Source organism: Pedobacter sp. 01N310 (assembly GCF_056399805.1).
Genome location: NZ_JBFTSB010000013.1, coordinates 1 through 21,011, shown reverse-complemented (window position 1 = coordinate 21,011; position 21,011 = coordinate 1). Strand labels below are relative to the sequence as shown.

21 protein-coding genes are annotated in these 21,011 nt (G+C 38.7%); 8 read left to right on the top strand and 13 right to left on the bottom strand.

The window, feature by feature from the left end; genetic code table 11:
- Position 1: 1 nt before the first annotated feature.
- On the bottom strand, positions 2 to 496 hold the full coding sequence (locus AC1DNH_RS20010; protein WP_477584814.1) for a DinB family protein: 495 nt from the start codon (positions 494 to 496) through the stop codon (positions 2 to 4).
- Between the two features lie 134 nt (positions 497 to 630).
- On the opposite strand from AC1DNH_RS20010, the gene AC1DNH_RS20005 reads away from it, so the two are divergent.
- The gene (locus AC1DNH_RS20005) at positions 631 to 1,590 is read left to right on the top strand and encodes a GlxA family transcriptional regulator (RefSeq protein ID WP_477625601.1); all 960 of its coding nucleotides are present in this window, start codon (positions 631 to 633) and stop codon (positions 1,588 to 1,590) included.
- A gap of 399 nt (positions 1,591 to 1,989) precedes the next feature.
- On the opposite strand, the gene AC1DNH_RS20000 is transcribed toward AC1DNH_RS20005, so the two are convergent.
- Together AC1DNH_RS20000 and AC1DNH_RS19995 are read right to left on the bottom strand one after the other, a co-directional pair.
- Positions 1,990 to 2,202, bottom strand: coding sequence for a hypothetical protein (locus AC1DNH_RS20000; RefSeq protein WP_477585093.1), 213 nt, complete (start codon positions 2,200 to 2,202; stop codon positions 1,990 to 1,992).
- 218 nt (positions 2,203 to 2,420) lie between these two features.
- Positions 2,421 to 3,290, bottom strand: a complete 870-nt coding sequence (locus AC1DNH_RS19995) for an AraC family transcriptional regulator (protein ID WP_477585092.1) — start codon at positions 3,288 to 3,290, stop codon at positions 2,421 to 2,423.
- A gap of 177 nt (positions 3,291 to 3,467) precedes the next feature.
- On the opposite strand from AC1DNH_RS19995, the gene fucP reads away from it, so the two are divergent.
- From fucP to AC1DNH_RS19980, 3 genes are all read left to right on the top strand, one after another.
- Complete coding sequence (gene fucP, locus AC1DNH_RS19990) at positions 3,468 to 4,778, top strand: L-fucose:H+ symporter permease (protein WP_477625600.1); 1,311 nt, start codon at positions 3,468 to 3,470, stop codon at positions 4,776 to 4,778.
- Between the two features lie 8 nt (positions 4,779 to 4,786).
- Positions 4,787 to 6,424, top strand: a complete 1,638-nt coding sequence (locus AC1DNH_RS19985; RefSeq protein ID WP_477608634.1) for a UxaA family hydrolase — start codon at positions 4,787 to 4,789, stop codon at positions 6,422 to 6,424.
- 149 nt (positions 6,425 to 6,573) lie between these two features.
- Positions 6,574 to 7,356 (top strand): L-fucose dehydrogenase, encoded by a 783-nt coding sequence (locus AC1DNH_RS19980; protein WP_477608632.1) that lies wholly within the window; start codon positions 6,574 to 6,576, stop codon positions 7,354 to 7,356.
- Between the two features lie 301 nt (positions 7,357 to 7,657).
- Here the strand turns inward: AC1DNH_RS19980 and AC1DNH_RS19975 are convergent, their stop codons facing one another.
- The 9 genes from AC1DNH_RS19975 to AC1DNH_RS19935 form a co-directional block, all read right to left on the bottom strand.
- Positions 7,658 to 9,007 (bottom strand): alkaline phosphatase family protein, encoded by a 1,350-nt coding sequence (locus AC1DNH_RS19975; protein ID WP_477608630.1) that lies wholly within the window; start codon positions 9,005 to 9,007, stop codon positions 7,658 to 7,660.
- Positions 9,008 to 9,010: 3 nt separating this feature from the next.
- Entirely contained in the window at positions 9,011 to 10,222 is a 1,212-nt protein-coding gene (gene eboE, locus AC1DNH_RS19970; RefSeq protein ID WP_477625599.1) for a metabolite traffic protein EboE, read from the bottom strand.
- A gap of 3 nt (positions 10,223 to 10,225) precedes the next feature.
- Entirely contained in the window at positions 10,226 to 11,389 is a 1,164-nt protein-coding gene (locus AC1DNH_RS19965) for a 3-dehydroquinate synthase (protein ID WP_477584986.1), read from the bottom strand.
- A gap of 27 nt (positions 11,390 to 11,416) precedes the next feature.
- Entirely contained in the window at positions 11,417 to 12,301 is an 885-nt protein-coding gene (gene eboC / locus AC1DNH_RS19960; RefSeq protein ID WP_477608626.1) for a UbiA-like protein EboC, read from the bottom strand.
- Between the two features lie 4 nt (positions 12,302 to 12,305).
- Positions 12,306 to 13,292 carry a TatD family hydrolase gene (locus AC1DNH_RS19955; protein ID WP_477584988.1) on the bottom strand — a complete coding sequence of 329 codons (987 nt, stop codon included), beginning with the start codon at positions 13,290 to 13,292 and terminating at the stop codon, positions 12,306 to 12,308.
- A gap of 26 nt (positions 13,293 to 13,318) precedes the next feature.
- Positions 13,319 to 14,176 carry an EboA domain-containing protein gene (locus AC1DNH_RS19950; RefSeq protein ID WP_477584989.1) on the bottom strand — a complete coding sequence of 286 codons (858 nt, stop codon included), beginning with the start codon at positions 14,174 to 14,176 and terminating at the stop codon, positions 13,319 to 13,321.
- Between the two features lie 16 nt (positions 14,177 to 14,192).
- The gene (locus tag AC1DNH_RS19945) at positions 14,193 to 14,573 is read right to left on the bottom strand and encodes a transmembrane 220 family protein (protein WP_477584990.1); all 381 of its coding nucleotides are present in this window, start codon (positions 14,571 to 14,573) and stop codon (positions 14,193 to 14,195) included.
- A gap of 214 nt (positions 14,574 to 14,787) precedes the next feature.
- Entirely contained in the window at positions 14,788 to 15,699 is a 912-nt protein-coding gene (locus AC1DNH_RS19940) for an alpha/beta hydrolase (RefSeq protein ID WP_477611320.1), read from the bottom strand.
- Between the two features lie 67 nt (positions 15,700 to 15,766).
- Positions 15,767 to 16,678: an AraC family transcriptional regulator gene (locus AC1DNH_RS19935; protein ID WP_477625598.1), complete on the bottom strand. Its 912-nt coding sequence runs from the start codon at positions 16,676 to 16,678 to the stop codon at positions 15,767 to 15,769.
- A 205-nt stretch (positions 16,679 to 16,883) separates the two neighbouring features.
- Here AC1DNH_RS19935 and AC1DNH_RS19930 point away from each other — a divergent pair, with 205 nt between their 5' ends.
- Both AC1DNH_RS19930 and AC1DNH_RS19925 read left to right on the top strand, forming a co-directional pair.
- On the top strand, positions 16,884 to 17,306 hold the full coding sequence (locus AC1DNH_RS19930) for a hypothetical protein (RefSeq protein ID WP_477584993.1): 423 nt from the start codon (positions 16,884 to 16,886) through the stop codon (positions 17,304 to 17,306).
- A gap of 148 nt (positions 17,307 to 17,454) precedes the next feature.
- The gene (locus AC1DNH_RS19925; RefSeq protein ID WP_477610428.1) at positions 17,455 to 18,240 is read left to right on the top strand and encodes a DUF3108 domain-containing protein; all 786 of its coding nucleotides are present in this window, start codon (positions 17,455 to 17,457) and stop codon (positions 18,238 to 18,240) included.
- 39 nt (positions 18,241 to 18,279) lie between these two features.
- Here the strand turns inward: AC1DNH_RS19925 and AC1DNH_RS19920 are convergent, their stop codons facing one another.
- Positions 18,280 to 19,146, bottom strand: a complete 867-nt coding sequence (locus AC1DNH_RS19920; RefSeq protein WP_477585346.1) for a LysR family transcriptional regulator — start codon at positions 19,144 to 19,146, stop codon at positions 18,280 to 18,282.
- Positions 19,147 to 19,218: 72 nt separating this feature from the next.
- Here AC1DNH_RS19920 and AC1DNH_RS19915 point away from each other — a divergent pair, with 72 nt between their 5' ends.
- Complete coding sequence (locus AC1DNH_RS19915; RefSeq protein WP_477610427.1) at positions 19,219 to 19,764, top strand: GNAT family N-acetyltransferase; 546 nt, start codon at positions 19,219 to 19,221, stop codon at positions 19,762 to 19,764.
- Complete coding sequence (locus AC1DNH_RS19910; RefSeq protein ID WP_477610426.1) at positions 19,764 to 20,666, top strand: DMT family transporter; 903 nt, start codon at positions 19,764 to 19,766, stop codon at positions 20,664 to 20,666. Before AC1DNH_RS19915 ends, AC1DNH_RS19910 begins: the two co-directional genes overlap by 1 nt.
- The last annotated feature ends 345 nt before the right edge of the window (positions 20,667 to 21,011 follow it).

The following is a 21,011-nucleotide window of genomic DNA, read 5'->3' as shown; positions in this document are numbered from 1 at the left end:
CTTACATGTAATTCATTCCAGGATAGTTTAATAACCTGCGCCATAAGGCAATCTGCCCGATGCAATTGGCTTCCCGATAACTGTTGAAGCTGATCATTTCAAACAATGTGATCTCCATTCCAGGGATGCTGAGTTTCTCTTCCAGTTTCTCGTCGGTAGCCTGGGATAATGCCTGCTGTAACTTTGGAGAAATCTCTTTCCAATCTTTAATGAAATCTTCAAGCAATGGATAAGTGGCATCATCCACAATTCCTTTATTATCGGCAAAAAGATCGTCGGTTATGGACGGAAGATCGATACCGAATGATTTGGCCAGAAAATAACGGCTATGCACTACACTCCCGGTAATCCAAGCAATGTGGTTTGCTTTCGTATCCAATCTTTTCTGTGCATCCTTTTGGTCTATCCCATCTAAAGCCCTTACTAAAAAATCTGTTTGCATTTCGTACAACACTATAAAGCCATACATTCTGCTACTCGTTGGGGTGGTTTTCATATGTTTACTAATTAATTGATTAACTGAAATAAAGTTACCTTTTAATTTAGTTGAACACCGTTGCCGTAAAAGTCAATCTTAAGGGGCATTTCAGACAATTTTTATATATTTACGATACTTAAATTTTTAACCAAATGATACAAGTAGGTGTTTTACTGCCCCAAAATTTCAGATTATTAAGCATAGCGGCTATTTTAGATGTATTTGATACTGTTAATGGTTTTTACAGAAAAGATGCGCTTGAAACACCATTTAACATTAGTTTAATTACGCTAGACGATAAAAATTATAATTTTAGTACGCATCCCTGTGTGTCCTTACAAAAAGCCGGGCAGTTCGAACTGATTTTAGTTCCATCATTTGCAACCAACGACATCAAAGATTGTATTGGAGCCAACAGAGGTTATATCCCCTGGTTAAACAAACAACATGCGGCAGGCGCAGAAATTGCTACTTTTTGTACTGGTGCATTTTTACTTGCAGCATCAGGACTGTTGGATGGTAAAGCAGCTACCACACATGTTGATGCCTGCTCTGCCTTTTCTACGGCATTCCCCCTGGTTCATTTAAAGGCTGATAAAACCGTAACACAGGATGGAAAATTATTTACAAGTGGTGGTGCAACCTCCACTTTTCATTTATTGTTGCACCTTTTACAGCTTCATTGTGGAAAAGATATGGCCATTAAGGTGGCCAAGATTTTTGCAATCGATATGGACCGTGTAAACCAATCGTACTTTAGCACCTTCCAACCTATCCGTCATCACAATGATGATATTGTTGCTTCTGCCCAGGAAAAAATTGAAAATAATTATCAGGATGTGGCTACCATCGAAGAGATGATTAAAGATATTCCTTCCAGTAGAAGAAATATTGTGCGTCGCTTTAAACAGGTGATTGGTATTACCCCTATCGAGTATCTTCAACAAACGCGTATCGAAGCGGCTAAAAAGTTATTAGAGCAAACTGCCCAGCAAATGACAGAGGTAATTTATAACTCTGGCTACAATGATCCAAAAGCATTTAGGAAAGTGTTCAGAAAATCAGTCGGGATGACCCCGACTCAATACCGCGATAAATTTCAGGCGAGGTAGTAGATAACTGAGGAACAGCGGAATAGTAAATCAATACCACTCACAAAAACTAAATAAATAGTTTTCAACACTAAAATCAATTATGTTAATAATTAGTATAAAATAAATGCATCGCCCTATACAATTTAAGATAACTTAACGTTATAATTACACTAACCAAATAACTATTTATATGAGCACATTCCTTTTAATCACAGCGGTATTTTATATTGTTTCCTTTGGATTAATGTTGTACTGCTATTTCTCCGCTGAACAGATTCCCAGCGATGATGAAAAATTTTAATCAGTTCTTTTCCCGTCATCAAAATTAACGTCTCCCTTTAAGCCAATACATTGAACTTTCTTACAGAAAGACAATGAAATGTTGTGGCCAAACTACCCTCTCTAAAAACATCTATTTTATTTATTGGCAATCCACTTAATTAAGTAAGGAGCGGCTCCTGTATACCATAAAACTGCAGAGATTAAAAATATGGCTATCAATATCCATAAAATCGGCCATCCTTCAAATTTGTGTTTTGAACCGGGGATGTAAGATTCATTAAGGTTATTATGGTCATTGTCCATCCTATCGCCCTTTTTCACCGGTTTCGGATTAGAGATATTGCTCATAAAATATTCAGTTAGAAATACAAACTTAAGCTATAAACCTATAAATCGAAAATTAGTTTTAACATTCTTGTGTTTTAAAATCGATTAAAGATAAAAGTCGTTCAAACTTCAGCTATTCATATTTGGTTTAAACAAAAAAAGTAGGAAAACCTAAATAAAACAGCAAATGTTGTAGAATTAGGAAGTCAGATTAAAAAAAACAGTCCCCCAGAATATAATTATTGCTTAGAAAAGGCTTGCTGATATTTTAGCGGGGTTTTCCCTGTTATTTCTCTAAAATATTTATGGAAACTAGTGAAATTATAAAAGCCGCAGTCGTAGCAGATTTCTTTAACGGTCAGATCATTTTCGATCAATAATTTACAGGCCTGTCCTACCCTAATTTCGTTCAGAAACTGTGTATAGGTTTTCCTGCTTTTAGTTTTAAAGAATTTACAGAAAGAATTGGGGCTGATTTTAGCAACCGCAGCAATTTCCTTTAGTTCTATTTTATTTTTGTAATTGCTGATGGTATAGTTATAAATAGATTGAATCCTATCTTTTTCGTTCTCCAAAAAATTTGGCTTAAAGCCTAACGAAACCAAAATATTTTTCTCTTCGCAATTGGCTATTTCGGTTAATACTTCCAGTATTTTTATAATCCGCATGGTGCCTGTTGCCTCAATAATCTGTGGCATTAAACAAGCTATTTTCTCTTTTGAGATTCCTTGCAGCTGAATTCCCTGCCGCGATTGTAGCAACACTTTTTTCATCTCCTGGTTTTCGGGAAGATCGAGAAAATCCTTGCCTAAAAAATCTTCCTTAAAATGGATCGCATAAACATCAACCGGTTCACCAGCGGTTTCATCAAAAAATTCTGGATCAAAGCGCCAGTAGTGTGGCAAATTGCTTCCGAGTAAAACTACATCGCCATCCTTAAAATTTTTAATGCTATCGCCAATAAACTGCGTTCCTCTGCCTTTTTTAACGTAGATTAGTTCTAATGCAGAGTGGTAATGCCAACGATTGTTTATATCGGGCATAATGTCTCTCCGAGCGCTAAAAGAATCTACCGAATTAGTAGATACATTAAGTAAATGCGGTTTCATAAAATCTTAAAAAATCAATCTAATATGCAAAATTATTTTGCAATGTAAAAAAATGAGCCAATATCATTTAATAATTAGATCATAAAGTTAAATTTTTATTAATGCTTATGGGTTTAATTTGTAATACAACAACTAACCAGAAAGAACCTGCTTAAACCATTTATAACCAAACAAAACATGAGCCACACTCCATCAACGAACTTTCAGGTATCCGATACACCAAAAAATGGTAAGGGATATTTATTTCCATTAATTTTGGTCACCAGCCTATTTTTCTTCTGGGGCTTTGTTCATAATCTCGATCCTGTATTAATTCCGCATTTACGCAAAGCTTTTCAACTAAACGTTTTCGAATCTACCCTGGTGGATTCTTCGGTTTTTATCGCTTATTTTTTATTGGCGCTACCTGCAGGCTACATTATGCGCAAGTATGGGTATAAAAGCGGTATTATATTGGGCCTCGTTTTATTCGCCATCGGCTGTTTATTATTTATACCCGCAGCCAATACGGCACAATATATATTTTTCTTAGGTGCACTTTTTATTATCGCCTGTGGTTTAACCTTTCTGGAAACTGCAGCAAATCCTTATGTTACCGTACTAGGGCCACCAGAAACAGCTACACAGCGTTTAAATTTCTCTCAGTCTTTTAATGGTTTAGCTGCATTTTTAGCGCCAATACTTGGCGGTAAATTTATTTTTACCGAAGTAAAATATACCGATGTTCAATTGGCAAAAATGTTGCCTTTAGAAAAACAGGCTTATATGCTCGAAGAGGCATCAACAGTAAAAGCGCCTTATCTAATTTTGGGGATTCTGATTATTGTAGTCGCTATACTATTTATTTTCACAAAACTGCCTGATATTAAGGAAGAAGAAAATGCCAAAGAAAAAAGCAGTTTTGGACATGTATTAGGCCATAGCCATTTGCGCTGGGCAATTATCGGGCAGTTTTTTTATGTAGGCGCACAGGTTTGTGTATTGAGTTTATTTATCAGTTTCGTCACCTCATCAGCAAATATCAGCCAGGATCAGGCAGCATGGTATTCGGGCGCCGCAGGTTTAGCTTTTATGGTTGGCCGGTTCGCTGGAACTTTCTTCATGAGATACGTAGCTGCCCACAAACTACTGATGCTTTATGCATTAATTAGTGCTTTACTTACCCTCGTATCTATTTTTGCAAGCGGCATGATTACCGTTTATGCTTTAATCGGTGTCTCTTTCTTTATGTCGATCATGTTCCCAACCATATTCTCGTTGGGTATAGCAGGTTTGGGTAAAGATACAAAACTGGGCTCATCGTTAATTGTGATGTCTATTGTTGGTGGTGCCTTTTTACCACCGATATTAGGTTTGATTTCAGATGCCACGCACAACATACAATATGGGTATTTAGTACCATTTATATGCTTTTTAGTGGTTTTCTACTTCGGTTGGAAAGGACGGAAACCCAATCACATTGAAAAAGAAATTAGTTTAGAAGTATAAAATTGACAATGAAAAAATTAGTCATCAAGATTAACAATGCTGATAATGTTTTGGTTGCGTTACAAGATTTACCTAAAGATACCAAAATAGTGCATGAAGGGAATACCTACGTTACTGTTGATGAGATCCCTGCCAAGCATAAATTTTTTATGCAGGATATGAAAGCAGGCGATGAGGTAATGATGTACGGCGTTTTGGTTGGAAAGGTACAGTTTGATGTAAAGGTCGGTATGCGGATGAATGTAGAGAACACCAAACATGCTGCAGAGCCATTTGCCTATCGCAATGTTAATTACAAATGGGAAGCGCCTGATGTAAGTAAATATAACAACCGCAGTTTTAATGGTTATCACCGTAAAAACGGTGCAGTGGGTACTGCTAACTACTGGTTGTTTATCCCGACTGTTTTTTGCGAAAACAGAAATCTGGATATTATTAAAGAATCGCTTTATAGTGAGTTGGGTTATGCGGTAGATGACAAATATAAATCTTACACCCACAAACTGGTTCAGGCCTTTGAAAAGGGAGAAGACATTAATCACATTAGTTTTGAACCTAAAGTAGATAAAGCCCGCCGCACCTTTAAAAATGTAGATGGAATTAAATTCCTAACTCATAACGGAGGTTGTGGGGGAACGCGTCAGGATGCTGATACATTAAGCAAATTATTGGCGGCTTATGCCAATCACCCCAATGTGGCCGGTATAACGGTTTTAAGTTTGGGCTGCCAACATTTGCAGGTAGAAGATTTTAAACGCGACCTGTTTGCACTTGATCCTGATTTTGATAAGCCACTTTTAATTTTCGAGCAGCAAAAAGCACAAAGCGAGGAGCAATTGATCCAAAATTCAATCCGCAGTACTTTTGAAGGATTGATGTTCATTAATAAACAAGAACGTGCAGCAGCCCCGCTAAGCAAAATGTGTGTGGGTGTAAAATGCGGTGGTAGCGATGGTTTTAGTGGTATTTCAGCTAATCCGGCTGTTGGTTATTGTGCCGATTTACTGGTGGCCTTAGGCGCCAAGGTTTTACTGGCCGAGTTCCCCGAGCTATGTGGCGTAGAGCAGGAAATGATCGACAGATCTGTGGACCGTCCAACGGCTGAAAAATTCATCCGTTTAATGACAGAATATGATGATCTGGCACATAAAGTTGGTTCTGGCTTTTACATGAATCCTTCTCCAGGCAATATTAAAGATGGTTTAATTACCGATGCGATTAAGTCGGCCGGTGCTGCGCGTAAAGCCGGCTCCGCTCCAGTTGTAGATGTTTTAGATTATACAGAACCCGCTACTAAACCCGGCTTAAGCTTGGTGTGCACCCCGGGGAACGATGTGGAAGCGACCACAGGTAAAGCTGCTGCCGGAGCAACCTTAATTTTATTCACTACCGGTTTAGGCACGCCAACAGGAAATCCGGTTTGCCCCACCATTAAAGTGGCTACCAACTCGATCCTGGCAAAACGCATGAGCGACATTATCGATATCGACACAGGAGCAGTGATTAATGGCGAAAAAACCATTAACGAAATGGGCGAAGATATATTAGAATACTGTATTAAAGTAGCCAGTGGTGAAGAAATTCCTAAGGCGGTACAACTTAATCAGGATGATTTTATCCCCTGGAAAAGAGGTGTAAGCCTTTAATTCCATGGAGGGTGGATAATTAAAATGAAAGTCCTAGCATAAATCCGTCATTCCCGCGCAGGCGGGAATCTTAAAGCACCCCGTTATTTAGCATTAAGATTCCCGATCATCTGGGAATGACGTAATTCAAACAAAAATATTAACCAAATATGAATTTAAATTTAGAAGGTAAAATAATCCTGGTAAGCGGTGGTGCAAAAGGTATTGGCTCGGCAATTGTTAAAACTTTGGCTATTGAAAATGCTTTTCCCATCATTATTGGCCGTAATGAAAACGATAACCTGAAAATGCTCCAGGAAGTAATAGATTTAGGTTTAAAAGCAGATTATTTTACTACAGAACTCACCGCACCTGAAAGCTGTAAAACCATTGTTGATGCGATATTGGCAAAATATGGCAGAATAGATGGCTTAGTGAACAATGCTGGTGTTAATGATGGTGTTGGCCTCGAAAATGGAACTTATGAAGGTTTCATGGAATCGCTTCATAAAAACGTGGTGCATTATTACCTTTTGGCCAAACATGCCCTACCTGCACTTAAAAAGAGCAAGGGTTCGATATTAAATATTGGTAGCAAAACTGCAGAAACCGGACAAGGTGGAACATCTGGTTATGCCGCATCGAACGGTGCCCGAAATGCCTTAACACGTGAGTGGGCAGTAGAATTATTGCCTTTTAGCATCCGTGTTAATGCCATTATTGTTGCCGAAGCCTGGACACCGCTATACGAGAAATGGATCAACACCTTTGAAGACCGTGATGAAAAACTTAAAAATATTACTGATAAAATCCCTTTCGAAAACAGAATGACCAGCGTGGATGAGATTGCCAACATGGCTGTATTCTTATTATCAGATAAATCGAGTCACACTACAGGCCAACTGATCCATGTGGATGGTGGTTATGTGCACTTGGATAGGGCACTCTTGTAAAGTATTTATCCTCAATTCAACAAGACACGTCATTCCCGCGCAGGCGGGAATCTTAAAGCCTCAGTATTTAGCATTAAGATCCTAACTCTTCGGTCTGTGGCCTCACAGACCGAAACAAATATAGCGTCATTGCGAGGCTGGATATGAGCGAGCCGAAGCAATCTATTGTGTATTTATTATCAAAAAAGATTTTTCGTTTGTAGTTTAATGTTTTAACTGCATTCAAGCTTGCTTCGCAGGTGCTTCACTCCTACACAAGTCCCTCTTCGGTTCGCAATGACGAAATTAAGAAGCAAAATACTTAAACGGTTAAACTATCCCAAATCACCTGATAAACATCCGGTGCATATAGGGTTTTATCCATCGCCTTTGAAGTAACCAGAACAGGTTTAAATTTATCAGCTACATTAATGCTGCCATGCGACCCTTTCACCAGTGTAGCATCGAGTGGAATTACATCCATCACATAACGGAAGCCGGCTTTCTTTCTTAAAAGTTTATATCCTGCCCTCAATTTAGAGGTCATGAACATTTCGACAGGATCGTAGCCTGGTTTTTTATGGATATCAACCACCCTTGCATAATCGGGGGCTTTAGCGTCATCCAGCCAGAAATAATAGGTAAACCAGCTGTTTTCTTTTGCGGTAAGAATCAGATCGCCAGAACGTTGGTGATTAATGTGGTGTTTCCCCTGTTCTGCCTTATCGAGTACCAATTCAATATCAGGTACATTTTTCAATAGGGCTTTTACCTGCTCGGTTACACTTTTATCGTTGATATATACATGTGCTACCTGATGGTCGGCCACTACAAAAGCTTTCGAAGCGCCGGGATCAAGCAATTCCAGTCCTCTTTCTTCACGGATCTGGATCAAACCGTTTTCCCTGAACAAACGGTTAAGGTGGATTGGTTTATTTACAGGCGCAATACCATATTCGGAAAGTAAAATGATGCGGGCACCCCTACTTTCGTAAAAACGCACCAATTCTTCTACCACCTGATCGATTTCTTTCAGTTCTGTCCCAATTTCATCCAACTCAGGGCCAAACTTTTGCAGGCAATAGTCTAAATGGGGTAAATAAATTAAGGTAAGCGTAGGGTTGTGCAGCTTTTCAGTTTCCATCGAAGCATCTGCAATCCATTTTGTTGATTTAATATTTGCACCAGGTCCCCAGAACTGAAACAAAGGGAATTGCCCCAGTTTAGCCTGTAAATGGTCGCGTAATTCGGCAGGTTGTGAATAACAGTCGGGTAATTTACGACCATCGGCAAGGTAATTCGGACGTGGTGTTACCGAAAAATCGGCTGTTGAATACATGTTGTACCACCAGAACATATTGGCACAGGTAAAATTCGGATCTTCTTTTTTAGCCTGATCCCATATTTTTTCAGCATTCACCAGTTTATTAGATTGTTTCCAGAATTTAATTTCTGCATCTGCGTGATCGTACCATCCATTGCCCACAATACCATTCTCTGAAGGATATTTACCAGTAAGATAACTCGATTGCACAGCCGTTGTAACTGCGGGCAATAAAGGCTCTATGGTTGTTAAATGGTTCTCAGCGATATATTTCTGAAGAAAAGGCGTATGCGCCCCAATGACGGAGGCAGATAGGGCTACGATATCGATAACAACGGTTTTATGCATGTTCTATTTTTCTAATAAATTTTTAACCCAAGCCAGTTCCCTGATAATTGAATCGTTTAAAGGTGCTTTTAAAGCTGTTGGTAAAACTTCCCAGGTATAGGTTTCTACTTCTAAATGAGCGGTAAAAGGGTTATTTTTTTGCAGGTTTAATACCTCGGTAATATCCGATTGTGTAGATTGGATCAAACCCATATCTTCAACAAAAATAGGTACATGAAAATGTGCCCGCCACTCTTCTACTTCAGGATTTTCTCCCGCTGCCAGTGCATCAGCAAGGTCAGGATAACGCAACAGCGAACCATCATTTTTTCGGGCAATTACCTGATGGAGGTAAGTAGGTTCGTCAAAACGGCCTAACTGAGCCAATACGGCTGTTCTTTCCGAAACAGATGCAGGTAATTTAGCTTTCAATGCGGCACTGATCTGGATTTTTCCAATCTGAATGCCTTTCTCCTGCAGTTCATTGATAATGGCTGTATGGGGTTCGTAACCGATTGCGAAATGACAAACATCATAACACAAACGGATATGCATTTTGATCAGATTTTCTGCTTCATTGGCGTTTAAACCCGATCGATCCGAAAAATAATTTTTTCCAGTTGGTAAAAGTTCGTGTTCAAACCAGTTGATAAATTCGGGACCAGATTCGAGAAAACCATCGGGTTCTGGTTCGATATCGAGATGAATGATTTTATCTGTTTTTTTAAAGATTTTTGCTAAGCCTCCGGCAACTTCCAAAATATGTGCGCTTGCAGTAACTGTAGCTTTTTCTCTTCCCAAAGCATCCTTAAACCAAGGTTTGTAGCTTAATGGCGATGTCGAAATGCCTCCATCCATACCTTCCGGGAGTAACTGTGAAAGAATTTCTGCTAAACGGAGTGTATATTCGACGCGATCTCTCGTCGTCCAATCGGGCGCATGTACCTGATCTTTAACCCTGGTATGATGGAAACCGCCATATGGAAATCCGTTCATGGTAAAAACATATCCACCTTCCTGCTCAAGCCACAGCTTAAATGTTTCCAGGTGATTTTCTTCCAGCAATTCGATACTGGCGAGATTGGAAAGGCGCAAACCTATACCCAGCGGTGCCTCTGGCGACAATTGCGCTTTTAATACCGGAAAACTATCTTTTAACACGGCAAAATGTGCCATCCAGCTTTCGCCTGCATAAATGTTGGTACAGAAGGTTAAATGTCCGGAAGTTAATTTCATAGCTTAATGTTGAATGATAGCTGTTTGGTTGTTTAAAATTTCGGCAGCTCGTTTTAAAATGTCGGCATCAATTTCGTGAACTTCCTCTCCACTGCCAAGGCCTGTAAGTAAGGTGATGGTCAGCTCTCCACCAAGATGCTCTCTAAATTCTTCCAATCCTTGTAAAATTGGGCTATTACCTTCGGTAACCTGTAACAAAGGATGCGTTAATTCGAAACCAAGTTGCTGAATCAAAGTGATTACCCTTTGTGCATCTTCAGTGCTGATCCTGCCCGATAAATTGGAATACACAGCATCTAAGGCTATCCCCATGGCAACGGCTTCACCATGCCTCACTTCAAAATTAGTCAGATATTCTAGTTTATGGGCGCTCCAATGGCCAAAATCCAAGGGTCGGGCCGAACCGTTTTCAAAAGGATCGGCACTGCGGATATGCTCCATATGGAGTTTTGCACATTTCCAGATCTGGTAGTTCATAGCTGTTATATCCCGCTGCGCAAGCGCAACAGCATTTGCTTCCAGCCACTCAAAAAACTCACGGTCTTTAATCAGTGCCACTTTAATTGCTTCGGCAATACCTGAGCGCCAATCGCGATCGGATAGCGTGCTTAAAAATACTTCGTCGTTAAAAACAGCGACCGGCGGCGAAAAAGTACCCAAAAAGTTCTTTTTATTGAAATAATTAATTCCATTTTTCACACCAACCCCCGAGTCGTTCTGCGAAAGCACAGTACTTGGAATCCTGATGTGTTTGATACCACGGTGTGCAACAGTAGCCGCATAGCCCACCATATCGAGTACAGCGCCACCACCAATAGCAGCAACAAACGAATGTCTGTCGATACCATGAACATTGATGGCTTCCAATACCTGATCAAAATATCTGGTATCGTTTTTTACCTGTTCTCCCCCTGGGATGATCAGGATATCCTGAACCAGCTGCGTTTGAGGGTATTTTGAAAAATATGTTTTAATCTGGGTGTTAAGGTCTTTGTGTGCATTTGTTACACCTTCATCTATTACAAACAAGATCTTCTTTACTGCAACAGCCGGATTTAGGTTAACTAAAAAACTGTTCAACAGTTCATTTTCAGGCAAAAAAAGCGATGAAGTAAAGAAAACATTATAATTATATTGTACGGTAAAGGATTGATGTAAATGTTCCATATCAATTTGAGAATGTGTGTTTGATGGTTAAGTAACGGCGAATAATTTAGAAAGCCACATGGATAATGGCAATAAAGCTGCAATTATAAAAGCCAAAATCAAGGCATCGAAAGTTACGGCCCAAGCTGCATCCATCAAAATAAGTGAAATTACACCAGCTTTTACCGCCCCGCCGATATTTTTACCGATAGGCTCCTTTATTGCTTTTAAAAGTGGCCTGAAAATCATAAAGCTAAACGGAATCAGAAACAGCAGCGACCACAGCAACCTATCGTTTACAAAAGCAAAATAAGCAATAGCGCAGATCACGATTGTATACAGAAAGGCGGCCAAATATAAGTTTTTAGCATGGCCTCCATGAACTTCGCCACGGCTGGTCATGGTGATGGAAAAAATATAAATTACCGGAATAAGGGCCAAATAATAATGACTGCAAAGCATTGCTGGCACAATACTCAAACCGAGTAGCAAGTTAAATCCACGGCATAAGCCCATATTCAAGGGGCCGAAAAAAGAATGGTGTTTACCAAATTTATTATAAAGCAAAGCGAAGACGGCTACAAAAAGGGCCAATAATCCCGATGTTAAACTATTTAATGCAGCTAATGCAATACCGCCCAAAAGTAACAGGCTACCTAAAATAGTTGCATTTTTTAAGCTGATCAGCCCGCTGGGAATGGCCCGCTCCGGACGTTCTATTTTATCCAGATCGGCATCAAAAACATCATTAAAAACGATTCCTCCTCCATATAAACAGGCTGTTGATGCAGCCAAAAATACAATAGATAACCATGGAATGGAAAACCCACTGCTTAAAACGCCAGAAATGGCAATTCCTGCTAAAATATCGGCTACTGACGTAACAATATTGGCAGGGCGCGTCATGCGCAGATAGACAATTATTTTTTTCAATACTTTAGCTAATGATGATAGACGATTTATCTGTTCTTGGCTGTTGCCCACCACGCAAAATGGTATTGCCTTCGAATTTCTCGGTAAGGTCTACATTTTTTTGCGCATTAAAATCAGCTTCATCCAGCTGCCCGCTCTGTGCAAATGCAGTAATCGCATTGCGGTAAGTAACCAGCTCAATAGCCTCATCGCTTAAACCACGCATTTTCATTAAAGCAGCAGTTTTTGGTACGGCTAAAGGATCGCTGATGCCCCAATCAGCAGCAGAATTTACCATAATACGTTCTGGACCATATTGTTTTACAATTTCTACCATGCGCTCGTTACCCATTTTAGTAAACGGATAAATGGTAAAAGCAGCCCAAAAGCCTCTATCTAAAACCTCTTTTACCGTCTCTTCGTTATTATGGTCGATAATTACGCTATAAGGATCAAGGCCATGCTCCAAAGCAATATCCATACTGCGTTGTGTGCCTTTTTTCTTATCGCGGTGTGGTGTATGCACCTGAACAGGTAAACCTGCTTCTTTAGCAAGCAGAAGTTGTAATCTATAATATTTTTCTTCGGCTGCAGTTTGATCGTCAAAGCCGATTTCGCCTATGCCAACTACTCCTTCTTTATAGATAAACAATGGCAATATTTCCATTACCTGCTCTGCCAGGCTTTCGTTGTTGGCTTCTCTTGAGTTAAGACCAATGGTGCAATAATGTTTAATGCCAAATTGAGAAGAGCGAAAGCGCTCCCACCCGATCAGGCTACTGTAATAATCTCTAAAGCTATCCAATCCGGTACGTGGCTGCCCCAGCCAAAATGCGGGTTCTATCAAGGCAACAACTCCCGCATCAGCCATCGCCTGGTAATCGTCGGTCGTTCTCGAAGTCATGTGAACATGTGGGTCGAAGAATTTCATTCCCCTTACCGCACTGATATCAAACGCCTCAGGCTCCCCCATCAATGCTTTATCTCTTTCAATTGAACTACTGCAACACATATATTTCTATTTTGAATTTCTAATGGTTAAAATGAATCCCAGTTTAAACTTCCTTCTGTGAAGGCCAACTTAAGTTCAGGAAAAGTGTTAATATAATCTTTTGCCGGCTGATAATCGGACTGTGCGATAGCAAGTGCAATGGCGCGCTGTTCAATTTGGTCGTAATGCTGTAAACCGACTTTAAGGGTCTCAAAAATCTCGGCATTGATAAATTTACTAACCAGGCGCCAAAGCTGTGGGTTTACCTTTCGTTTGGCCACCCAACGTTCTTTTGCATAATCAATCAAAGTTAATGCAAGTTCCAGATTAGCCCGTTTATCTAAACCAACGATGAGCTTAATATTTTTTTCGGTAAAAAACGCCTTCAGCACCAATTGGTTCCAAGCCGCTTCATCCAGATTTTCTGAAGGATAGGGATTGTTTTCCATTATCGCTTCCAAAACCGATCCAATATTACTCCTAATCCCTTCAGCACAACGTTTTACCCAAATTTCAGGATGAGCTAAAAACGGCAGGGCCGAATACAAAGCCACCGCCTCATTCATTTCTGCCGACAGAAATAACCGATCGACGGTTGTGTAAAGTTTCTCCTGGTCTATTGAATTTAAAGTGCTCAGCAACCAAACGCGACAAAGTCTATCTATTGTCCAGTTACAAATATAACTGATTCCAGCCTCTTCTATTAAAACCTTTTGTTCTTCGTTAAGTTGAATAAGCGATTTCCCGGTTTTTCGCGGCACCATCACAAATGCCTGACTGATTTTATTGCTTTGATCAGCCGATTGTGTTATACTTTCCAGCCAATTTTGGCCATCTGCACCTACATTGCTTTTTACAATAGCTGATAAAGCTTTTTGGATAGCCATCGTATCATCACCTTTCATAAAGTATCTAAATCTATTAGCTGGCAATACCCGCCGAAACAAAATAATTGATCAACAAAGCTCCCGCAATAATCAACAGGCCAAAAAATTCTCTCGTTTGTTCGATATAGGGTTTAGTTGCCTGCATGCTTTCAACCAAACTTGGCCGCTTATATTTCATAATCCAATCTCTTACACCATCTTTTGCGAAGAATAGGATAGCAGCATAAATTAAGTAGAAAGCAGTTAAAAACAGATAAGCGAAAGGATAAAATTTACCGGACGCAGCCAATCCGCAGCATATTGCGGCACTTAAATAGATAGAAACCCAAAGAAAGGCATCGTTATCATTTAAATTTACATAGGCAAAGCCTAAAAACGAGATGCAAAAAATAATGTTAAGAATAATTAAAAGCATTTTAAATTATTTGGTTTAAAACAAGCTAAATCGATTTCCCGATGTTTTTTTCATTGAAAAACAAAGTTATTTAAACTGATTGCTTTTTTTGCCTAAAAATTGTAAATTATATACTGCTATAAAAGTTTTTTTTGATTAAAAGTGGTGTTGCCATAAAATCCAAAAATCAGCTGATTTTGAGTGATGAGAGCTAACAAATTTTCAAACCGGGTTTTTATCTGCCAGCAGATCCAAAACCGTTTTTTCTCATCCATTCGTAGCAACCTACAAACCAGTTGTCTTTATTTTCAACATCATAAATACCAAAACCATGCCCACCTGTTTGTAGAATATGCATTTCAGCCTTGACCTTGGCTTTGAGTAGTGCATCGAAAAACTGCAGACTATTTTTCACCGGGATTACATCATCATCAGCCGCATGAACCAAAAAAGTTGGTGGCGTAATCTCACTAACAGACTTATTGGTGCTATATAAACTTAACGCTTCTGCTGTAGGTTTTTTTCCGATTAAATTTTCTCTGGTGCGGGGTATATCCGGATCATAAAGAATAACGGGATAAAGTAAAATCATAAAATCGGGTCTGAGTGATATATTCTCTTTATTCTCTATCACCACCCTGTTTAACTGTGTACCTGCTGTTGAGACTAAATGCCCACCTGCCGATAGCCCCATCATTCCTATCTTATTTGGATTTATATTCCATTCGCCTGCTCTTCTGCGTACCGTTTTAATAGCGGTTTGTGCATCCTGCAATGGACCAATCGTTTTGTCGTTCATAATTCTATCGCTGGGTAAACGATACTTCACAACAAAGGCAGCAACCCCCAGCGCACTGAATGCCTTAGCAATTTCAATGCATTTTTTAGGGGCAAGAACAAAATAACCGCCACCGGGAAAAATGATTACAGCCGTTCCATTGGCTTTATTTTTATCCGGAAAATAGGCCTGCATGGTAGGGATGCTTACATTTTTAATCAGGCTATTACTGTCGGTTTCTTCAATGTAATCGGCAGGGGTTCTCTTTGCATTTGGTACCTGCCCTTGATAAAGTGGGATAGTAAGATCCTGGGCACAACAAAATGAGGAAGATAAAATTAAAAAGAAAAAAATAAAGGCTCGTTTCAAGGGAATTGGGTTTAATTGCTTAAAATTAAGCCCGCTTTAACAATAAACATGTGCAGAAATGCGCTATTTATGCCTGTGTTTTTCTGAACATCAAGGGTTGAAAACCATAAGCTGATTTAAAGGCCCTGCAAAAAGCACTCACGTTTTCGAATCCACAAGCCCAGGTTATTTCATGAATGGGTTTATCTGTATTTTTAAGCAAATCAACAGCCTGTTTAAGTTTTATCTGAATCAGGTATTGATGTGGCGTAACCTYAAATACAGATTTAAACTGCCTGATGAGCTGAGGAACTGATAAACAAGCAATACTAGCCAGTAATTTTAAATCGGGCTTCTCCATAAAAGTTGAATGCAGAAAATCCTTCGCGATACACAAACGCTTGTAAATTTCAATTTTTGAACTCGGCTTTATGGCCGAAACGCCTGCAATTTTTTCCGTATCGGATTTAAGTGTCTTGATCAGATAGCTAAGTAAAAAAAACAGCTGTTCTTCAGCACAATCGTCATAACCATTATTTTCGAGGCCTGAAATAAGCTTTGCCAGTTGCAACTGTAATTCAGGATCGATACCATTCAACGTCTGAAAAAACTCGGGTTGTTCATTATTCTTATAAAATGGATTATCCAATAATTCCACTTCACTTTTTAAAGTATCCTGAAATACTTGCGCCGCAAAATCTTTTTGAAAAAACACCGATAATCCCCTAACCTTATCCATGGTATCAATTTTACAGGAATAATTTTGTTCATTGTTGAGGATCAGGAACTGCCCGGGCCGAATTGCCAGCTTACGTTTATTAATACCATACCACTCCTCTCCTTTTAATATCGTTTTGAAAGAAAGACATCCCACATGATCATCACAAAAGCTATAACTGCTAACGGTATTAAAAACAACATTTTGCATTTTAAACCTTCTAAAATGAAGATCCTGATCAAAATCAGGGCTGGAATGATCTGGCAATGAAGTTAAATACATCTGCTGATAATATTTTTGCGATTAAGATTAACACAAGATAATAACTGTTGCATTAAAACGATCATTTTTTGAGCAAATTATTGCTGTGAAACATTTTCAGTTTCTTTTCAGGCGAATGCTATAATTGAGCATTTCTGCACATACATAGAAAAACATACATGATAATTTTGAGCAGTTTAAAACAGAAATATTAAAAAATCAATCTATGAAATCAATTAGTAAAAATTTATCATTGTTGTTCTTTACATTGGTATTAACCCTTGTATTTTCCTGCAAGGGCAAAAATGTTCCGTCAAATGATTCGGATGAAGCTGCCGCAGGTAGAATTGTAGGCACCTATAAAGGGACAGTAGATATCACTTCAACCGAATATTTTAATGCAATTATCCAGGTTACAAAAGAGAATGGCAACAAAGTAAAGGTTACAGCAAAATCTGGTGAGCCATATTCCAATGTAACATCAAAAATTTTCACTATACAGGCGATACAGGGTTCTAATGATGCCAAGGCGATTGGGGCTCCAGAAGGGACATTGATATACGACCATGCGGCAAAAAATATCGCTATTGTTACCCTGCCAACCGCATCGGGCGACATTTCGTTTAATTTCAGCGGTACAAAACAGTAAAAAGACATTTAAAGCCTCTTCAGCGGCTCAATTTATTGTTAAAACATATCGATTATTGGCGTATTCATTAAAACAGCCAGGTTATAACAGTAACCTGGCTGTGTTATCTATACCTTTTATATATTTACATACACCTTAAGCTTAACCAATGCACCTAAATATCATTACAATAAAACCGCTTAACCAAGCTGTATTAAAAAAAATCATCCGTTTATTTCTCCTCTGTGCAATTCCACTATTTAGTTATAGCCAGGAAATTATCATTCCAAAAAAAAACCTGGTAGATAAAAAGTGGATTAAAGATCAAACTTATCGAATGAACTGGTCAATGCTTAAAGATACGACCAGGATTATAATAGGTATTGTAAATACTAAAGTTATGGTGTTGAATAATGAGGTACAAGTAATTACAGAAGTAAAACTAAAAGGACAAGCCTCCTCATGGATAGATTCTACAATTGTAAATAAATCAGATCTTTCGCCAATCTATCACTCCAGCTACAATGCACAGCGTGATATGGTGATCCACTTTGATCAAGAGATTAAGGGCTTTTATCGGGATAAAATAACTCAAAAAACTACAGCAATAAACGAAAAGTTACAATCAAGCTATTTCGACAGTAATTTTTACCCTATGTTAATCAATTGGCTGCCTTTAAAAACAGATTATAAAGCCGACATTAATATTTATGATTACAATCCTAAAACGATGGCCGGGATTGTGAAGGTACACCTACTCGGTGTAAAAGAAGGGAGATATCTTACCGCCAAATCAGGCGAAAGAAAGGTATGGATCGTGGAGTTAACTGATGATATTGGTGGTGGTACAGGTGCAAAAAGCATTTACCAGATCGATCAGATAACCAGACAGCTTTATAAACAGGAAATAAGCATAGGTAGCCGTAAAATGGAGATGAGCTTGTTGGAAGAATAATGTGTTAACGATAAAAGTCCAGCACCATTGGCATTATCTCTAATGATCAAAAACAAGTTTTAGAATATTCGCAAGCACAGGATTGTGGTCATCGGCACGCCAATTAATCAATATATCGGTTTTAAAAGGCAAGGGAATAAACCGTAAGCCAGGACTTTGATGGTGCATATAAGAATCAGGCAAAATGGCTATTCCCAATCCCTTGCGTACGAGTGCAATAATTGTAGATCCAAATTCGGAATGTAGAAATACATCAGGAACAAAATCGTAAGATTTGAAAAGTGCCTGAATAATCTCACTATAGCTACTACCCTCATCCTTGGTAGGCAGAATAAACTTCTGCACTTTAAGGCTTTCTTTAGATAAATCCTCGAATCTTTTAAAAGAATGTGCTAACGGAACCACCAGAGCCAGGTGATCGGAGTATATTTTTTTTGATTTAATACCCTGCTCACTGGTGATATCCCTCGTAATGGCCAGATCAATTTTATAGTTCTTTAGAAAATCCAGCTGATTTTCATATAAAACCTGTACCAACTTAATTTGAAGCTGTGGAAATGCCTGCGTTATCTTAGCCAAAATATCGGGCATGATAGAAGCCGATATAGAATCAGGATGTGCAATCGTAATGGTTCCGCGTTCACCTAAATGGATCTGTTTGGCAAACTGATGGATATATTCGAGCTCACTTAACTCTACTTCCCATTTTTCTTTTAAGAATTTACCTGCTGGAGTGAGCTTCACATTACGTTTATTACGTTCGAAAAGCTGCAGACCCAATTCATTTTCGAGCGACTGAATTTGGCGGGTTAGGGCTGACTGCGTGATATTTACCTTTTCAGCTGTTTTCCAATAATGAAGTTGTTCTGCTAAGGCCAAAAAATACTTGATTCGCTGAAGATCCATTAATGCAAAATACGCATTAATAAATGAAAAAATAGCATTTTATTACATTTAAAGAGTTATTACATTCGTACCATGGAGCAGATCATAATTGAAAGGGCAACACCAGCTGATATCAAAAAATTACTGGAGATCGGGAGAACAACATTTTCCGAAGCTTTTGCCGCGGTAAACAGTGAGGAAAATATGAAAGAGTACCTCGAAAAAGGCTTTTCTGAAGAAAAACTGAAAGAGGAACTGAGCAATCAGCATTCTCAGTTTTATTTTGCACAGCTTGATGGAGAAGTCATTGGCTATTTAAAGATCAACATAGGACAAGCGCAAACCGAAAAACTAAATCTTGATGCACTTGAAATTGAGCGTATTTATCTTTTGAAAGCATTTTACGGCCAAAAAGTTGGCCAGCTACTTTATCAAAAAGCCATTGATATTGCGCTTGAAATGCAAGCCAGTTATGTATGGCTGGGCGTATGGGAAGAAAATTACAGGGCATTAAGATTTTACGAAAAAAATGGCTTTACACCTTTCGGCAAACATAAGTTTTGGCTTGGGGATGATGAACAAACAGATTTGATGATGAAAAAAGTATTGGTTAATGATAATGAATTAAAAGCATCCTAATGGAAAAAAGAAACCTCTTTTTGATTTTATTGATACTGGGTACCGCGTTTTGGGGAATTTCATTTTCTGTTACCAAGCTTGCTATCGGACAGCACCAACCTGTTCTGTTTTTGTTCTACCGTTTTTTACTCGCCACAATGGTTTTATCGGTTATTTTCTGGAAACATGTAAAGAAACTCGATTCAACAGCGATCAAAACAGGCGCAAGTTTGGCTATTCCACTAGTACTTGGTATTTATTTGCAAACACTGGGTATCACACATACATCGGCATCGCAATGTTCATTTGTAGCCGGAATAACCGTTGTAATGATTCCGGTGATTAAACTTATTATTTATCGAAAACCTGCAGCACTAAAAATATGGATTGCGGCATTCACAGCGCTAATTGGGCTTTTTGTAATATCGGTTACTGATAAATTCAGTATTGGAACCGGAGATTTATATACCATTATCGGTGCTTTTTGTTTTGCCATATATTTAATCCAGATCGAAAAGGAATCAACGGCAGGCGATATTATCCCTACCATTGTGCCTATGTTTGCCACCTGTGCTTTATTAACTTTTCTATTAACGTTTATTCAAGGAAACGCCACCTGGATTCCTCAGCAGGAAACATTTTGGATTGGTATTATTTTTTGCGCATTATTCTCAACGGCATATATGTACACCATATCGAATATTTCTCAAAAGTACATTAGTGCCGAAAGGGTATCTATCATCTATCTTTTCGAACCTATTTTCGGAGCTTTCGCGGCACACTTTATTTTGGGAGAAGAAATTACATCAAGGTTATTGATTGGAGGCGGAATGATATTTTTAGCAACGCTGATCTCTGAACTGAAGTGGAGAATGCCAAATCCATTTGCAATGCTTAAGATATCGAAGGAGAAAAAATATTAGGCTTAGTTTAAAGCCCATTGTTTTACCATTCCCGGGCAGGTGGGAATGGCTCCTGATTTTAGGGATTTGTCATTGATAGATTTAGTATTTAGCCAAAAAAAAGAGCTAGATGACAGGTTTACAATGAATCGTCATCTCGACCGTAGTGGAGAGATCTTTTAATATGGTCCAAAGATCTCTCCACTGCGCGTTGCTCCGGTCGTATTCTAGGTTTATCACAATTGCAAATTTATTTTAAGAAAAATTCTTTTTTAGGAATTTTTCTTAGCTTTTATGACGCTCTCCTATAATTCTCGACATACATTTCTCCTCTCTTAACAAGTGAGAACATCCTTAAAATCAGTT

Bases quoted from the DNA above. Each gene is read 5' to 3' on its own strand.
- AC1DNH_RS19930 (WP_477584993.1), top strand. From the start codon at position 16,884: ATGAAATCAATTAGTAAAAATTTATCATTGTTGTTCTTTACATTGGTA.
- AC1DNH_RS19985 (WP_477608634.1), top strand. From the start codon at position 4,787: ATGAAAAAATTAGTCATCAAGATTAACAATGCTGATAATGTTTTGGTT.
- AC1DNH_RS19980 (WP_477608632.1), top strand. From the start codon at position 6,574: ATGAATTTAAATTTAGAAGGTAAAATAATCCTGGTAAGCGGTGGTGCA.
- AC1DNH_RS20005 (WP_477625601.1), top strand. From the start codon at position 631: ATGATACAAGTAGGTGTTTTACTGCCCCAAAATTTCAGATTATTAAGC.
- AC1DNH_RS19945 (WP_477584990.1), bottom strand. From the start codon at position 14,573: ATGCTTTTAATTATTCTTAACATTATTTTTTGCATCTCGTTTTTAGGC.
- AC1DNH_RS19995 (WP_477585092.1), bottom strand. From the start codon at position 3,290: ATGAAACCGCATTTACTTAATGTATCTACTAATTCGGTAGATTCTTTT.
- AC1DNH_RS19910 (WP_477610426.1), top strand. From the start codon at position 19,764: ATGGAAAAAAGAAACCTCTTTTTGATTTTATTGATACTGGGTACCGCG.
- fucP (WP_477625600.1), top strand. From the start codon at position 3,468: ATGAGCCACACTCCATCAACGAACTTTCAGGTATCCGATACACCAAAA.
- AC1DNH_RS20000 (WP_477585093.1), bottom strand. From the start codon at position 2,202: ATGAGCAATATCTCTAATCCGAAACCGGTGAAAAAGGGCGATAGGATG.
- eboE (WP_477625599.1), bottom strand. From the start codon at position 10,222: ATGAAATTAACTTCCGGACATTTAACCTTCTGTACCAACATTTATGCA.
- AC1DNH_RS19955 (WP_477584988.1), bottom strand. From the start codon at position 13,292: ATGTGTTGCAGTAGTTCAATTGAAAGAGATAAAGCATTGATGGGGGAG.
- AC1DNH_RS19965 (WP_477584986.1), bottom strand. From the start codon at position 11,389: ATGGAACATTTACATCAATCCTTTACCGTACAATATAATTATAATGTT.
- AC1DNH_RS19920 (WP_477585346.1), bottom strand. From the start codon at position 19,146: ATGGATCTTCAGCGAATCAAGTATTTTTTGGCCTTAGCAGAACAACTT.
- AC1DNH_RS19915 (WP_477610427.1), top strand. From the start codon at position 19,219: ATGGAGCAGATCATAATTGAAAGGGCAACACCAGCTGATATCAAAAAA.
- AC1DNH_RS20010 (WP_477584814.1), bottom strand. From the start codon at position 496: ATGAAAACCACCCCAACGAGTAGCAGAATGTATGGCTTTATAGTGTTG.
- AC1DNH_RS19975 (WP_477608630.1), bottom strand. From the start codon at position 9,007: ATGCATAAAACCGTTGTTATCGATATCGTAGCCCTATCTGCCTCCGTC.
- AC1DNH_RS19950 (WP_477584989.1), bottom strand. From the start codon at position 14,176: ATGAAAGGTGATGATACGATGGCTATCCAAAAAGCTTTATCAGCTATT.
- AC1DNH_RS19925 (WP_477610428.1), top strand. From the start codon at position 17,455: ATGCACCTAAATATCATTACAATAAAACCGCTTAACCAAGCTGTATTA.